Annotated in this window: 15 protein-coding genes; 13 read left to right on the plus strand and 2 right to left on the minus strand. The window is 76.4% G+C overall.

Translation table 11 applies throughout. The features are described 5' to 3' along the window. Positions 1-167: 167 nt before the first annotated feature. The 3 genes from rplM (at position 168) to glmM (ending at position 2,584) form a co-directional block, all read left to right on the plus strand. Positions 168-611 carry a 50S ribosomal protein L13 gene (gene rplM / locus IEY75_RS01575; protein ID WP_189112322.1) on the plus strand — a complete coding sequence of 148 codons (444 nt, stop codon included), beginning with the start codon at positions 168-170 and terminating at the stop codon, positions 609-611. A 23-nt stretch (positions 612-634) separates the two neighbouring features. Next, a complete protein-coding gene (rpsI, locus tag IEY75_RS01580; RefSeq protein WP_308425654.1) occupies positions 635-1,114 on the plus strand; it encodes a 30S ribosomal protein S9 in 480 nt (159 codons plus the stop codon). Positions 1,115-1,216: 102 nt separating this feature from the next. After that, positions 1,217-2,584, plus strand: coding sequence for a phosphoglucosamine mutase (glmM, locus tag IEY75_RS01585; RefSeq protein ID WP_189112323.1), 1,368 nt, complete (start codon positions 1,217-1,219; stop codon positions 2,582-2,584). 54 nt (positions 2,585-2,638) lie between these two features. Here the strand turns inward: glmM and IEY75_RS01590 are convergent, their stop codons facing one another. Then, entirely contained in the window at positions 2,639-3,601 is a 963-nt protein-coding gene (locus tag IEY75_RS01590; protein ID WP_189112324.1) for an MmpS family transport accessory protein, read from the minus strand. Between the two features lie 479 nt (positions 3,602-4,080). Here IEY75_RS01590 and glmS point away from each other — a divergent pair, with 479 nt between their 5' ends. The 3 genes from glmS (at position 4,081) to IEY75_RS01605 (ending at position 7,977) form a co-directional block, all read left to right on the plus strand. Then, entirely contained in the window at positions 4,081-5,976 is a 1,896-nt protein-coding gene (glmS, locus tag IEY75_RS01595; RefSeq protein WP_189112325.1) for a glutamine--fructose-6-phosphate transaminase (isomerizing), read from the plus strand. Positions 5,977-6,013: 37 nt separating this feature from the next. Further along, positions 6,014-6,382: a holo-ACP synthase gene (locus IEY75_RS01600; protein ID WP_189112326.1), complete on the plus strand. Its 369-nt coding sequence runs from the start codon at positions 6,014-6,016 to the stop codon at positions 6,380-6,382. Positions 6,383-6,504: 122 nt separating this feature from the next. After that, the gene (locus tag IEY75_RS01605; protein WP_189112596.1) at positions 6,505-7,977 is read left to right on the plus strand and encodes an NAD(P)H-hydrate dehydratase; all 1,473 of its coding nucleotides are present in this window, start codon (positions 6,505-6,507) and stop codon (positions 7,975-7,977) included. Between the two features lie 134 nt (positions 7,978-8,111). Here the strand turns inward: IEY75_RS01605 and IEY75_RS01610 are convergent, their stop codons facing one another. Then, entirely contained in the window at positions 8,112-8,315 is a 204-nt protein-coding gene (locus tag IEY75_RS01610) for a cold-shock protein (RefSeq protein ID WP_189112327.1), read from the minus strand. A 156-nt stretch (positions 8,316-8,471) separates the two neighbouring features. On the opposite strand from IEY75_RS01610, the gene alr reads away from it, so the two are divergent. The 7 genes from alr to IEY75_RS01645 all read left to right on the plus strand — a co-directional run bounded on the left by alr (position 8,472) and on the right by IEY75_RS01645 (position 13,429). Next, complete coding sequence (alr, locus tag IEY75_RS01615; protein ID WP_189112328.1) at positions 8,472-9,581, plus strand: alanine racemase; 1,110 nt, start codon at positions 8,472-8,474, stop codon at positions 9,579-9,581. Continuing rightward, complete coding sequence (locus IEY75_RS01620) at positions 9,578-10,687, plus strand: alpha/beta fold hydrolase (protein ID WP_189112329.1); 1,110 nt, start codon at positions 9,578-9,580, stop codon at positions 10,685-10,687. Before alr ends, IEY75_RS01620 begins: the two co-directional genes overlap by 4 nt. 44 nt (positions 10,688-10,731) lie before the next feature. Then, a complete protein-coding gene (tsaE, locus tag IEY75_RS01625) occupies positions 10,732-11,181 on the plus strand; it encodes a tRNA (adenosine(37)-N6)-threonylcarbamoyltransferase complex ATPase subunit type 1 TsaE (protein WP_189112597.1) in 450 nt (149 codons plus the stop codon). Further along, positions 11,178-11,912 (plus strand): uracil-DNA glycosylase, encoded by a 735-nt coding sequence (locus IEY75_RS01630; RefSeq protein WP_229789266.1) that lies wholly within the window; start codon positions 11,178-11,180, stop codon positions 11,910-11,912. Before tsaE ends, IEY75_RS01630 begins: the two co-directional genes overlap by 4 nt. 109 nt (positions 11,913-12,021) lie before the next feature. Beyond that, positions 12,022-12,699, plus strand: a complete 678-nt coding sequence (gene tsaB / locus IEY75_RS01635) for a tRNA (adenosine(37)-N6)-threonylcarbamoyltransferase complex dimerization subunit type 1 TsaB (protein WP_189112330.1) — start codon at positions 12,022-12,024, stop codon at positions 12,697-12,699. A gap of 41 nt (positions 12,700-12,740) precedes the next feature. Beyond that, on the plus strand, positions 12,741-13,178 hold the full coding sequence (gene rimI / locus IEY75_RS01640) for a ribosomal protein S18-alanine N-acetyltransferase (protein WP_189112599.1): 438 nt from the start codon (positions 12,741-12,743) through the stop codon (positions 13,176-13,178). After that, positions 13,175-13,429 carry a hypothetical protein gene (locus IEY75_RS01645; RefSeq protein ID WP_189112331.1) on the plus strand — a complete coding sequence of 85 codons (255 nt, stop codon included), beginning with the start codon at positions 13,175-13,177 and terminating at the stop codon, positions 13,427-13,429. The genes rimI and IEY75_RS01645 overlap by 4 nt, the downstream gene beginning before the upstream one ends. Positions 13,430-13,442: the final 13 nt, after the last annotated feature.

Below are 13,442 nucleotides of genomic sequence, written 5' to 3' on the forward strand. Positions count from 1 at the left end.
CCGCCGCGCCGCTGCCCGGTACCGTTACCCGCTGGTGTGCGACCGCGCGGACGCCGCACCCGTGGGCCGCGGCGAGACGCCTCAGCCCTCGCTGAGCCCTGGCTGAGCATGGAGCGTCTACCAGCACCAAGGGCGGACCGACCCCGACTACGAGACAAGGTTTACCTGTGCGTACGTACAGCCCGAAGCCGGGTGAGATCGACCGTCAGTGGCACGTCATCGACGCCGCCGACGTCGTCCTTGGTCGCCTGGCCACGCACGCCGCGACATTGCTGCGCGGCAAGCACAAGCCGACCTTCGCCCCGCACGTGGACACCGGCGACTTCGTGATCATCGTCAATGCCGGCAAGGTCGCGCTGACGGGCAACAAGCGGGAGACCAAGGTCGCCTACCGGCACTCCGGCTACCCGGGCGGTCTGAAGCAGGTGGCCTACGGCGACCTGCTGGACAAGCGTCCCGAGCGGGCCGTCGAAATGGCCGTCAAGGGGATGCTCCCGCACAACAAGCTCGGTCGGAAGCTGATCAAGAAGCTCAAGGTCTACGCCGGGACGGACCACCCGCACGGCGCCCAGCAGCCGGTGCCGTTCGAGATCAAGCAGATCGCGCAGTGACGATGAGCGACGAGGGAACCACGATGACCGACGACCTTTCCGTACCGACCCCGGTCGACGTCGCGCCGGTGGAGGCCGCGCCGGTCGCCACGGCGACCCCGCGGATGCCGCGCGGCGACCGCCCGATCCAGACCGTGGGCCGCCGCAAGGAGGCCATCGTCCGGGTGCGCATCGTGCCGGGCTCCGGCAAGATCATCTGTAACGGCCGCGAGCTGGAGAACTACTTCCCCAGCAAGGTGCACCAGCAGCTCATCCGCGAGCCGCTGGTGACCGCGGAGAAGCCGGAGATGTTCGACGTCCTGGCCAACCTGCGCGGCGGCGGCATCACCGGCCAGGCCGGCGCGCTGCGGCTGGCGATCGCCCGCGCGCTGATCGTCAACGACACCGAGGACCGCCCGGCCCTGAAGAAGGCCGGCTTCCTGACCCGGGACGCCCGCGTCAAGGAGAGCAAGAAGTACGGTCTCAAGAAGGCCCGCAAGGCGCCGCAGTACTCCAAGCGCTAACCGCCAGCACGGCACGGGTGGCCGGGCGCGTCCTCAGCAGGGGGCGTGTCCGGCCACCGGCCTTTTTCGCTCTGCTCATCGACAACGGTGGAGGTCTCGCACATGGGTCGACTCTTCGGTACCGACGGGGTGCGCGGGCGGGCCAACGCCGACCTGACCCCCGAACTGGCACTCTCCGTCGCGCTCGCGGCGGCGCACGTGCTCGCCGAGAGCGACCGCAGCCATCCGCCCCTCGCCGTCGTCGGCCGCGACCCGCGGGCCAGCGGCGAGATGCTGGAGGCGGCCGTCGTCGCCGGCCTGACCAGTGCCGGGGCGAACGTGGTGCGCGTCGGCGTGCTGCCCACTCCCGGCGTGGCGTACCTGACCGCGGAGACCAACGCCGATCTCGGCGTCATGCTGTCGGCCTCGCACAACCCGATGCCCGACAACGGGATCAAGCTGTTCGCCGCCGGCGGCCACAAGCTGCCCGACGACGTGGAGCGGGAGATCGAGAGCGCCATCGAGGCAGCCGCCAGCGGCGATCCGGCGACGGCGTGGCAGCGCCCCCTCGGCGCCCGGGTCGGCCGCGTCAACGACCTGCTCGACGGCGCCGACCACTACGTCAAGCACCTGCTCGGCAGCGTCGCCGCCCCGCTGGCCGGGGTGAAGGTCGTCGTCGACTGCGCCAACGGCGCCGCGGCCGACATCGCCCCGGTCGCGTACCGCGAGGCCGGCGCCGAGGTGGTGGCGATCCACGCCGCGCCCGACGGGTACAACATCAACGACAACTGCGGGTCGACCCACCTCGACCAGGTCGCCGCGGCCGTCCGCGAGCACGGCGCCGACCTCGGGCTCGCCCACGACGGCGACGCCGACCGCTGCCTGGCGGTGGCCGCCGACGGCAGCACCGTCGACGGCGACCAGATCATGGCGATCCTCGCCCTGGCGATGCGCGAGGCCGGCACCCTGACCGGCGACACGCTGGTCACCACCGTGATGAGCAACCTCGGCCTCAAGATCGCCATGACGGGCGCCGGCATCCACCTGGTGGAGACCAAGGTCGGTGACCGGTACGTGCTGGAGGCGCTGCGGCACGGCGGCTACGCCCTCGGCGGCGAGCAGAGCGGGCACCTCGTGCTCCCCGCGCACGCCACGACCGGCGACGGCGTACTCACCGGCCTCCAGCTCATGGCCCGCATGGCCGCCACCGGTGCGTCGCTGGCCGCCCTGGCGTCGGTGGTGACGCCGCTGCCGCAGGTGCTGCTGAACGTGCCGGTGGGGGACCGCGCGCGCGGGGCGGGCGCCCCGGCGGTCCAGGCCGCGGTCGCCGAGGCCGAGGCGCAGCTCGCCGGCACCGGCCGAGTTCTGCTGCGGCCCTCCGGCACCGAACTGCTGGTCCGGGTCATGGTGGAGGCGGCGACCGGGGACGTGGCCCGCGAGGTCGCCGAGCGGGTGGCCGTACAGGTCCGCCTGGCGAGCCCCGCGGAGTAGCCGCACCGCGCCGGGGTCGAGAGCGGAACCGGTCGCCGCCGGGCGGGGTGTGGGTCAGCGGCGGATGAGGTCGAAGCAGCTCACCTTGGCGTTGCCGCCGGTCACCCTGCGCTCCACGCGGGCGACGCCGCCCCGGAGGATCCGGCAGCTTAGCCGGCCGGATCCGCGGGCCGACCGCGACGCCTCGACGCGCACTGCGACGGACTCCTGCCCGGGCAGGAAGGTGAACCGCCACGGCAGCCGCGCCTGCGTGAACCGCTCCACCCCGCCGTCGCTGCGGAACAGCGCGATCTTCGCCGGGCCGTCCCCGCCCACCTCCACCACCACCTGGTCGGCGCGCGGGGCCGCGCTGGTGCGCGCCGCCGCCGAGCCGGCCGTCCGCTGGCGTCCCGTGCGGCCGGGGGTCGCCCTGGCGGCGGGGGGCGACCCGACGGTGGGCCTGGCCCTGGGCGTCGGCACGTCGGGGGCCGGCGACGGGACCTCGCCCGGGGCGGCCGCGCCCGGCGACAGCGTCGGCGCGGCGGTCGGGGCGTCCGCGCTCCGCAGCCGCACCACGACGACCCCGCAGGTGAGCAGCAGCAGGGCGGACAGGACGAGGACGGCGACCGGCAGGAGCCGCTGCCGGCGCCCCCCGCCGGCGGCGCCCGGCGCCGCCGGCGGCCGACCGGGCACGAACGGGGTCGGCGGCGGCCCCGCCGCCGGCACGGTCGCCGGCAGCCCGCCGCCCGGCAGGGCCGGCTGCCCGGCCGGCTGCCCGCCGCTCGGCAGGGCCGGTTGCCCGGCCGGCTGCTCGTCGACAGGTGGGTCCGGCTGCCCGACCGGCAAGGCTGGCTGCCCGGCCGGCAGCGCCGGCCGCTGGTCGGTGGCGGGGGCGGCTGTCGGGGAGATCGGAACGGCCGCCGGCTGGTCAGGTGCGGGCGCTGGCGCGGCGGGGATGCTGGTCGGTTCGGCGGCGGCCGGTGGCGCCGCGGTGGCCGGCTCGGCCGCGGCCGGCGGCGTCGCGGTGGCCGGTTCCACGGCGGCCGGTTCCACGGCGGCCGGCGGCGTCGCGGTGGCCGGCGGGGCCGGCTCGGCCGGTGGTGCTGTCCGGGGAGGGGGCGCGTCCGCGTCGGGGGGATCCGGCGGACCGGGATCCGGCGGTGGTGCAGACACGCGGTACCTCCCGGGCGGATGCGGCCGTCGTCCCACGCTACCGCCGGCCGGGGGCCTGGTCGTGGCGAAACCGGCGGCCGGCGGGCCGATGGGCAGCCGGCCGGAGCGGTCCGCCGGCCGGGCCGTGGGGCAGCGCCCGTCGGACACGGTCCGTCCGCCGGGGTACCCCGGTCGGCGGAGTACCGCGGGGTAGTCCACTCCGCAGCTACACCGATTGTCAGAGATGTCCGAACTCTCGGCTATCCGCCCGCAACTGATCGGATCGGTAAATCAATCAACCGGCCTGCTCGAAACAAGGTGATCCGCGCAGGTGTCCTGCGCGTTCGTGCGTTACGCTGCTGGCCATGTGTGGAATCGTGGGATACGTCGGCGCGCGCCCGGCACTCAGCATCGTCCTGGACGGCCTGCGGCGGCTGGAGTACCGCGGCTACGACTCGGCCGGCGTCGCCGTCATCGCCCGCCGGTCCGCCGACGCGGCGTCGCTGCTGACCGAGAAGCACGCTGGCAAGCTCGCCAACCTGGAGAAGGCCCTCGGTGAGCGCGCCGCCGACGGCATCGAGGCGGGCGCCACCGGCATCGGCCACACCCGCTGGGCCACCCACGGCGGCCCCACGGACCGCAACGCGCACCCGCACGTCTCCGCCGACGGCCGCGTCGCCGTGATCCACAACGGCATCATCGAGAACTTCGCCAAGCTGCGCGCCGAGCTGGAGTCGACCGGCACCGAGTTCGCCAGCGACACCGACACCGAGTGCGCCGCCCACCTGCTCGCCGCGGAGCTGGCCTCCGTGACCGCCGACGGGGGTACCGGCCCGGAGGCGCTCGCCGAGGCGATGCGCCGGGTCTGCCGGCGGCTGGAGGGCGCGTTCACCCTGCTCGCCGTGGACACCCTGACCCCCGACGCCGTCGTCGGCGCCCGCCGCAACTCGCCGCTGGTCGTCGGCCGGGGCGAGGGCGAGTACTTCATGGCCAGCGACGTGTCGGCGTTCATCGAGCACACCCGCAGCGCCATCGAGCTGGGCCAGGACCAGGTCGTCCTCATCACCCCCGGCGGGGTGGCGATCACCGACTTCGGGGGTACGCCGGCCACCGGCCAGGACTACCACGTCGACTGGGACGCCGCGGCCGCCGAGAAGGGCGGCTACGACTACTTCATGCTCAAGGAGATTGACGAGCAGCCGCGCGCCGTCGCCGAGACCCTGCTGGGCCGGCTCAACGACGCGGGCCAGATCGTCCTGGACGAGGTCCGGCTCACCGACCAGGACCTGCGCGACGTCGACAAGATCTTCATCGTCGCCTGCGGCACCGCCTACCACGCGGGCCTGGTCACCAAGTACGCCATCGAGCACTGGACCCGCATCCCCTGCGAGGTGGAGCTGGCCAGCGAGTTCCGGTACCGCGACCCGGTGCTGGACCGGTCCACCCTCGTCGTCGCCATCTCGCAGTCCGGCGAGACGATGGACACGCTCATGGCGCTGCGCCACGCCAAGGAGCAGAAGGCCCGGGTGCTGGCGGTCTGCAACACCAACGGGTCGACGATCCCGCGGGAGTCCGACGCGGTCCTGTACACCCACGGCGGCCCCGAGATCGCCGTGGCCTCGACGAAGGCGTTCCTCACCCAGCTCACCGCCTGCTACCTGGTCGGCCTGCACCTGGCCCAGGTCCGCGGCGTGATGTTCGCCGACGAGGTCGCGGCCGTCGTGGAGCGGCTCCAGCGGACCCCCGACCAGCTCACCGCGCTGCTGGCCGAGATGGGCCCGGTCCGGCAGCTCGCCAACGACCTGCGGGACGCCTCCACCGTGCTGTTCATCGGCCGGCACGTCGGCTACCCGGTCGCCCTGGAGGGCGCGCTGAAGCTCAAGGAGCTGGCGTACATGCATGCCGAGGGCTTCGCTGCCGGCGAACTCAAGCACGGCTCGATCGCCCTCATCGACCAGGGCACGCCGGTGGTCTGCGTCGTCCCGTCCCCGGTGGGCCGCGGCGTGCTGCACGACAAGGTCGTGAGCAACATCCAGGAGGTGCGCGCCCGCGGCGCCCGGACCATCGTGATCGCCGAGGAGGGCGACGAGGCGGTGGCCGCGTACGCCGACCACCTGATCCGGGTACCGCGCACGCCGACCCTGCTGGCCCCGCTCATGACCACCGTGCCGTTGCAGGTGCTGGCCTGCGGCATCGCGGCCGCCCGCGGCAACGACGTCGACCAGCCGCGCAACCTCGCCAAGTCCGTCACCGTCGAGTAGCGACGGCCGTCGGCGCGCGGGTGGCTATCCTGGCGGCGTGGTCGTCGGAGTGGGTATCGATGTGGTCCGGGTGGCGCGCTTCGCGCAGGCGCTCGGCCGCACGCCGCTGCTCGCCGACCGGCTGTTCACCGAGGCCGAGCGCCGGACGCCGGCCGGCAACGAGCGCACCGCGGAGTCGCTGGCCGCGCGGTTCGCCGCCAAGGAGGCGGTCGCCAAGGCGCTCGGCGCCCCGCGCGGCCTGCACTGGCACGACTGCGAGGTCGTCGCGGACCCCGACGGCCGCCCCTGGCTGACAGTGTCGGGAACCGTGGCGGCGGCGGCCGACGAGCGCGGCATCCGCCGCTGGCACCTGTCGCTCTCCCACGACGGCGGCCTGGCCACGGCCCTGGTCGTCGCCGAGTCCTGACCCACCCCCTCCTGCATGTCGCGCCGTGCGCGGCCTCGGACGGCGGTTGCGGGGGAGCGGGATGTCGGTGGAAGGGCGGCGGGGGTGGGGCGGGAGTGCTATCACTGGCGGTCATGGACAGTCTGCGGGCGGCGTACCGGGTGGCGGATGTGCGGGCGGCCGAGGCCGGGTTGGCGGCCACCGTGCCCGGCGGCACGTTGATGGCCCGGGCCGCCGCCGGGCTCGCCCGCCGCTGCGGCACCCTGCTGGGGGAATCGGGCGGCCGGTACGGCGCCCGGGTGCTGCTGCTGGTGGGGGTCGGCGACAACGGCGGCGACGCGCTGCTCGCCGGTGCCCGGCTTGCCCGGCAGGGGGTGGCGGTCGGCGCGCTGCCCCTGGACCCGGCCCGCACCCACGCGGCGGGCCTGGCGGCGCTGCGCGCGGCGGGCGGCCGCGTGGTGGACGCGGTACCCGACCGGGTGGACCTCGTGGTCGACGGGATCGTCGGGCTGGGGTCGGCGGGGGGACTGCGGCCCGCGGCCGCCGCGGCCGCCGCGGCCGCGAGAGCCGCCCGGCCGCGGGCGGGCACCCGGCCGGTGGTCGTCGCCGCCGACCTGCCCAGCGGCGTCGCGCCCGACACCGGGGACGTGCCGGGCGCGGCCGTGCCCGCCGACGTGACCGTGGCGTTCGGCTGCCTCAAGCCGGGACTGGTGGTCGGCGCCGGGGCGAGGTGTGCGGGGCGGGTCGAGGTGGTGGACATCGGGCTCGGTCCGTGGCTGCGGGCGGGCCCGGCGCTGCGCGTCGCCACCGAGGCCGACGTCGCGCGCTGGTGGCCGCGCCCCGGCCGGGTCACGGACAAGTACCGGCGGGGCGTCGTCGGGCTGGCCACCGGGTCGGCCGGCTACCCGGGCGCCGCGGTGCTGTCCGCGGCGGGGGCGTCGGCCGGGCCGGCGGGGATGCTCCGGTACGCCGGTCCCGCGCGGGCGGCCGTGCTCGCGGCGCACCCGCAGGTGGTGGCGACCGGCGCGGTGGCGGAGGCCGGCCGGGTCCAGGCGTGGGTCTGCGGCTGCGGGCTGGGGACCGACGCCGCCGCGGCGGCGACGCTGCGGGCGGTCCTGGCCGCGCCGGTGCCGGCGGTGCTGGACGCCGACGCCCTCACCCTGCTGGTCGACGGCGGGATGGCGGACCTGCTGCGGGACCGGGCGGCGGGGGTGGTCCTGACACCGCACGACGGGGAGTTCCGGCGGCTGGCGGGCGCCGATCCGGGCGCCGACCGGGTCGACGCGGCCCAGCGGCTGGCCGCCTGGACCCGGTGCGTCGTGCTGCTCAAGGGGGACCGGACGGTCGTCGCCGACCCGGCGGGCGAGACCTGGGTCAGCCCGACCGGTACCGCGGCACTGGCCAGCGCCGGTACCGGGGACGTCCTGGCCGGGCTGCTCGGCGCGCTGCTGGCGGCGCGGGTGCCCCCGCTGCGGGCGGCGGTCGCGGCCGCGTACCTGCACGGCCGGGCGGGCCGCGCCGCCGCGGCGGCGGGCGCGGTCACGGCGCCGGACGTGGCGGCCGCGCTGCGCCGCGTGGTCCCCCGGACGGGCGAACCCGATCCTGTCCGCGACTGACCGCGCCGTCGGCGGCCCGGTGCGCGACCGGCCCGGTGCGGGAGAGGGGTCGAGCGGCCCGACGTGGTCGAGCCCCGCGTACAGGGCAGGACGCGGGGCTCGAACGTATCCGGCTATACCTCGCCGGAGGAGGCTTACAGCGGGCGGACCTCTTCGGCCTGCGGGCCCTTGGGGCCCTTGCCGATCTCGAACTCGACCCGCTGGTTCTCCTCCAGCGACCGGTAGCCGCTGGTCTGGATGGCCGAGAAGTGGACGAAGACGTCGTTACCGCCCTCGTCAACGGTGATGAACCCGTAGCCCTTTTCGGCGTTGAACCACTTGACGGTTCCCTGTGCCATTGCTGGCCTTCCTGATGGTGCGGACATAACTAGCGCAAGCAGGCAATATAGACCACTTCGCGCAGTGGTAACTGTACACCGGGTAGGGGCTTTCACGCCGCCGTGGCGCGATTCCGCTGCTCCTCATCCGGGAAACCGTTCAGTAGGCTGTCGGCCATGTGGCAGGCCGAGATGCGCATCGACACAGCGACGATCCGTGACAATGTGGCCGGGCTCCGCGCCGGTACGCCCGCGGCCCTGATGGCCGTGGTGAAGGCGGACGGGTACGGCCACGGCGCCGTGCCCAGCGCCCGGGCCGCGCTGGCCGGCGGGGCGACCTGGCTGGGCGTCTGCACCCTGGGCGAGGCCGCCGAGCTGCGCGCCGCGGGCATCGACGCGCCGGTCCTGGCGTGGCTGACCGGGACGGGCGACGACTACGCCGCCGCCGTGCGCACCGACGTCGACCTGTCGGCCGCCGCGGTCGGGGGCCTGGACGAGATCGCCGCGGCGGCCGCCCGGGTGGGCCGGGCCGCGCGGGTGCACCTCAAGGTCGACACCGGACTGGCCCGCGGCGGCGCGACGCCGGCCGACTGGCCCGCGCTGGTCGAGGCGGCGGCCAAGCACGCGGCCGCCGGCGCCGTCGAGGTGATCGGCGTGTGGAGCCACTTCGTGTACGCGGACGTGCCCGAGCACCCCACCACCGACCGGCAGCTCGGCGTGTTCCGGGAGGCCCTGGCCGTCGCCGAGCGGATCGGCGTCACCCCGCAGCTACGGCACATCGCCAACTCGGCGGCCACGCTGGCCCGCCCTGACGCGCACTTCGACCTGGTCCGCCCCGGCCTGGCCTGCTATGGGCTGTCGCCGATCGCGGGGCGGCGGTACGGGCTGCGGCCGGCCATGACCGTCCGCGCGCGGGTGGTGCTGACCAAGCGGGTGCCGGCGGGCACCGCGGTCGCGTACGGGCACACGTACACCACCGACCGGGAGACGACCCTGGCGCTGCTGCCGCTCGGGTACGCCGACGGGGTGCCGCGGGCCGCGTCCAACGCCGGTGCCGTCCTGCTGGGCGGCGAGGTCCGGCCCGTCGCCGGGCGGGTGAGCATGGATCAGATCGTGGTCGACTGCGGCGACGCCCCGGTGGCGCCCGGCGACGTGGCGACCCTGTTCGGCCCGGACCGGCCCACCGTCGACGACTGGGCCGCCGCGGCCGGCACGATCAACTACGAGATCGTGACGCGGTTCGGCAGCGCCCGGGTGCCGCGGGTGTACGAGGGGCTCGACGGGTGAGGATCCCGCGCCGGGCCGGCATCGTCAGCGCCGCCGTCGGGCTCGCGGCCGCGGGCCTGGCCGCCGGGTACGCCGCGCAGCGGGCGTGGGTGCGGCGCAGCCGCGGCGGCGCCGACCCGTACGCCGACGAGCCGTTCGGGGACCTGCCCAGCGACGAGGTGCGGCTGGTGACCGCCGCGGACGGCACCGACCTGTACGTCGAGGTGGTCGAGCCCACCGACGGAATCGAGCTGGACTTCGCCGTCGGCGGCGTCGCGCTGCCGCCCGCCGACCCGACCATCGTCTTCGTGCACGGCTTCTGCCTGGACATGGGCACCTTCCACTTCCAGCGCCGGACCCTCACCCGCCGCGGCGACCACCGGATGGTCTTCTACGACCAGCCCGGCCACGGCCGCTCCAAGAGCCTGGCCTCGGGCGAGTACCGCCTCTCCGCGCTCGGCGACGCCCTGCGCGCCGTCATCGACGAGACCACCGGCGACGGGCCGGTGGTGCTGGTCGGCCACTCGATGGGCGGCATGGCGGTGATGGCGCTCGCCGAGCGGCACCCGGACCTGTTCACCGGCCGGGTCGCCGGGGTCGTGCTGATGTCGACCTCCGGCAGCGTGCTGGGCGGCGCGCGGATCGGGCTGCCGACGCTGGCGGCGCGGTTCGCCCGGCCGCTGCTGCCGCTGGTGCACCACGGCGCCCGGCTGACCGGTCCCGTGATCGACCAGGCCCGGCGCGCGTCGGCCGACCTCGCGTACCTGCTCACCCGCCGGTACGGCTTCGGCGGGCCGGCGCCGAGCCCGGCCCTGGTGTCGTACGTGGAGCGGATGAACGCGCGGACCTCCGCCGAGACCGTGGCCCGCTACCTGCGTACCCTGGGCACGCACGCGCGGCACCCCGCGCTGGCCGCGCTGCGCGACGTACCCACCCTGGTCATCGTCGGCGGCCGCGACGTGATCACCCCACCGGAGCACTCCGAGGAGATCGTGCAGCACCTCCCCGACGCCGCGCTGGTCACCGTGCCCGACAGCGGCCACGTCGTCATGCTGGAGCACCCCGACGAGGTCGACGCGGCCCTGCTCGCCTTCCTGGACCGCGTCATGCCCGGCGGCGACGCGTGACCGGCGCGGCGGCGCGGCCGGACGCGGCGGGCCCGGTGGTCGAGGTGCGCTGCGCGACCGTGGAGGAGACCCGGGCGTTCGGCGCGCGGCTGGCCGCCGTGGCCCGGCCCGGCGACCTGATCCTGCTGTCCGGGCCGCTGGGCGCGGGCAAGACGGCGCTGGCGCAGGGCATCGGGGCGGGGCTGGGCGTGGCCGGGCCGGTCACCTCGCCGACGTTCGTGATCGCGCGCGTGCACCCGGGCGCGCCCGCGCTGGTCCACGTGGACGCGTACCGGCTCGGCGGCACCGCGGACCCCGTCGGCGAGATCGACGCCCTGGACCTGGACGCCTCGCTGGAGGAGTCGGTGACCGTCGTCGAATGGGGTGAGGGGATGGTCGAGCGGCTCGCCGAGGCGCACCTGCACGTGCGGCTGGAGCGGCGGCCCGACGACAGCCGCGCGGTGGCGCTGTACGCCCGGGGCGGGGACTGGGCGCGGCGGGCGGCCGCGGCGTGAGCATCGACCTGCTCGGGCGGCTGCCCGAGGACTGGCGCGGCGCGGTCACGCCCCTGATCGACGCCGACGCCACGGCGGCGCTGGCGGGGTTCGTCACCACCGAGTACGCGACGCACACGGTGTACCCGCCCCTGGACGACCTGTTCGCCGCGTACCGGCTCTGCCCGCTGCGCGAGTGCCGGGCGGTGATCCTGGGCCAGGACCCGTACCACGGCGCCGGCCAGGCGCACGGCCTGAGCTTCAGCGTGCCGCCGGGTGTGCGGGTGCCGCCGTCGCTGCGCAACGTCTTCAAGGAGCTGGCCGAGGACCTCGGCGTCGGCCCCGCCGCCCCGGACCCGTCGGCCACGCTGCCGGGACTCCCGCCGCCCCCGCCGCGGCTGCCCCCGCGCGCGAGCGGCGACCTGACGCACTGGGCGCGCCAGGGCGTCCTGCTGCTCAACTCGGTCCTCACGGTCCGGGCCGGCGAGGCCGGCTCACACGCCGGCCACGGCTGGGAGGTCTTCACCGACGCCACCATCCGCGCGCTGGACGCCCGCGACCACCGGGTGGTGTTCCTGCTCTGGGGCGGGTACGCCCGGCGCAAGGCGGAGCTGGTCGCCAACCCCGCGCACGTGGTCCTGGAGGCCGGCCACCCGAGCCCGCTCAACCCGCGCGGCTTCGCCGGCTCCCGCCCGTTCAGCCAGGCCAACAAGGCGCTGGCCGACGCGGGGCTGCCGCCGATCGACTGGTGACCGGGCGGTCCCCGGCGGGCCGGGGCCCGGTTCGCGCCGGTGCCGGACCGGCTCGCGGCGCGGCGGGTGGCGGCGCGGCCGGCACGCGGCGGCCGGCTAAGCTCGCGGCGTGTTCGCACTAGTCCTGGACTCCGGTACGCCCGCCGTCACCGCCGGGATCGTCCGGGTCGCCGCCGCCGGGGTCGAGGTGTGCGCCGCCCGGGTCACCGTGGACGCCCGCGCGCACGGCGAGCTGCTCGCCCCGCACGTCGCCGCGGCGCTGGCCGAGGCCGGGGTCGCGCGCGGCGACCTGGCCGCCGTGGTCGCCGGGGTCGGCCCAGGGCCGTACACCAGCCTGCGCGTGGGGCTGGTGACCGCCGCCGCCTTCGCCCAGGCGCTGGGCCTGCCCACGTACGGCGTCGGGACGCTCGACGCGCTGGGCCACGCCGCCGCCGGCCTCGGCCGGGTCCTGGCGGCCACCGACGCGCGCCGCCGCGAGATCTACTGGGCGGCCTACGCCGACGGCCGGCCCCTGACGCCGCCGGCCGTCGCCGCGCCCGCCGCGGCCGAGGTGCGCGACGCGGTCGCCGCGCACGGCGTGGCGGTGGCCGTCGGCGAGGGCGCCGCGCGGTACGCCGAGGTGCTGGGCCTGCCGGCGGCGGAGCCGACGTACCCCGCGGTGGCGTCGCTGGCGGCGCTCGCCGCGGACCGGATCCGCGCCGGGGCGCCCGGGGAGGCGCTGACCCCGCGGTACCTGCGCCGGCCCGACGCCGTGGCCGCGGCCGCCCGCAAGCCGGTCCGCCGGTGAACGCGCCCGCGCCGCCGCACCCGGTCGGTGCCGGCGCGGCCGTGGGCCTGACCCGGCTGCGCTGGTGGCACCTCGACGCGGTCCTGGCGATCGAGGCGGACCTGTTCGGGCCGGAGCGCTGGACGGCCGCGATGTTCTGGGGCGAGCTGGCCGCCGGCCACCACTACCTCGCCGCGCTCGACGCCGACGGCGCGCTGCGCGGGTACGCCGGGCTGGCCCTGTCCCCGGGCGAGGCGTGGGTGCAGAACATCGCCGTCGGGCGCGCGGGCCAGCGTCGCGGGACGGGGCGCGCGCTGCTGGAGGCGCTGCTCGCGCACGCCGCGGCGGCCGGCGCGCCGGTGGTGATGCTGGAGGTCGCCGCCGACAACGGCCCGGCCCAGCGGCTCTACGACCGGTACGGGTTCGCCGCCGTCGGCGTGCGCCGCGGCTACTACCAGCCGAGCAACACCGACGCGATCGTCATGCGGAGGCAGTCGTGATCGTGCGGATGTGGGAGGTGCGGGCGTACCCCATGCACGCCGCCGCCGTCCTGGAGTGGCTCACCGGCACCGCGCTGCCCTCGGTCGAGGGCGCGCCGCTGCACGCCGGCAGCGAGGTCTTCGCCTCCGCCGACCACCGGTTCGTGGTCCTCAGCCGCTGGCACGGGGAGCCGGTCGGGCTGCCCGACCCGCCCGCCGGGTGGGTCGCCCGCGCCCCGCACTCCTGGGACTTCACGCCCATCGACCGCTGACCGGCGCCCGGGC

Source organism: Pilimelia terevasa (genome assembly GCF_014647915.1).
Taxonomy (GTDB): Bacteria; Actinomycetota; Actinomycetes; order Mycobacteriales; family Micromonosporaceae; genus Pilimelia; species Pilimelia terevasa.

What these genes read in the sequence shown, in the direction of transcription:
- rpsI (WP_308425654.1), top strand. Translation starts at nt 635, where the DNA reads ATGACCGACGACCTTTCCGTACCGACCCCGGTCGACGTCGCGCCGGTG.
- glmM (WP_189112323.1), top strand. Translation starts at nt 1,217, where the DNA reads ATGGGTCGACTCTTCGGTACCGACGGGGTGCGCGGGCGGGCCAACGCC.
- glmS (WP_189112325.1), top strand. Translation starts at nt 4,081, where the DNA reads ATGTGTGGAATCGTGGGATACGTCGGCGCGCGCCCGGCACTCAGCATC.
- IEY75_RS01610 (WP_189112327.1), bottom strand. Translation starts at nt 8,315, where the DNA reads ATGGCACAGGGAACCGTCAAGTGGTTCAACGCCGAAAAGGGCTACGGG.
- alr (WP_189112328.1), top strand. Translation starts at nt 8,472, where the DNA reads ATGTGGCAGGCCGAGATGCGCATCGACACAGCGACGATCCGTGACAAT.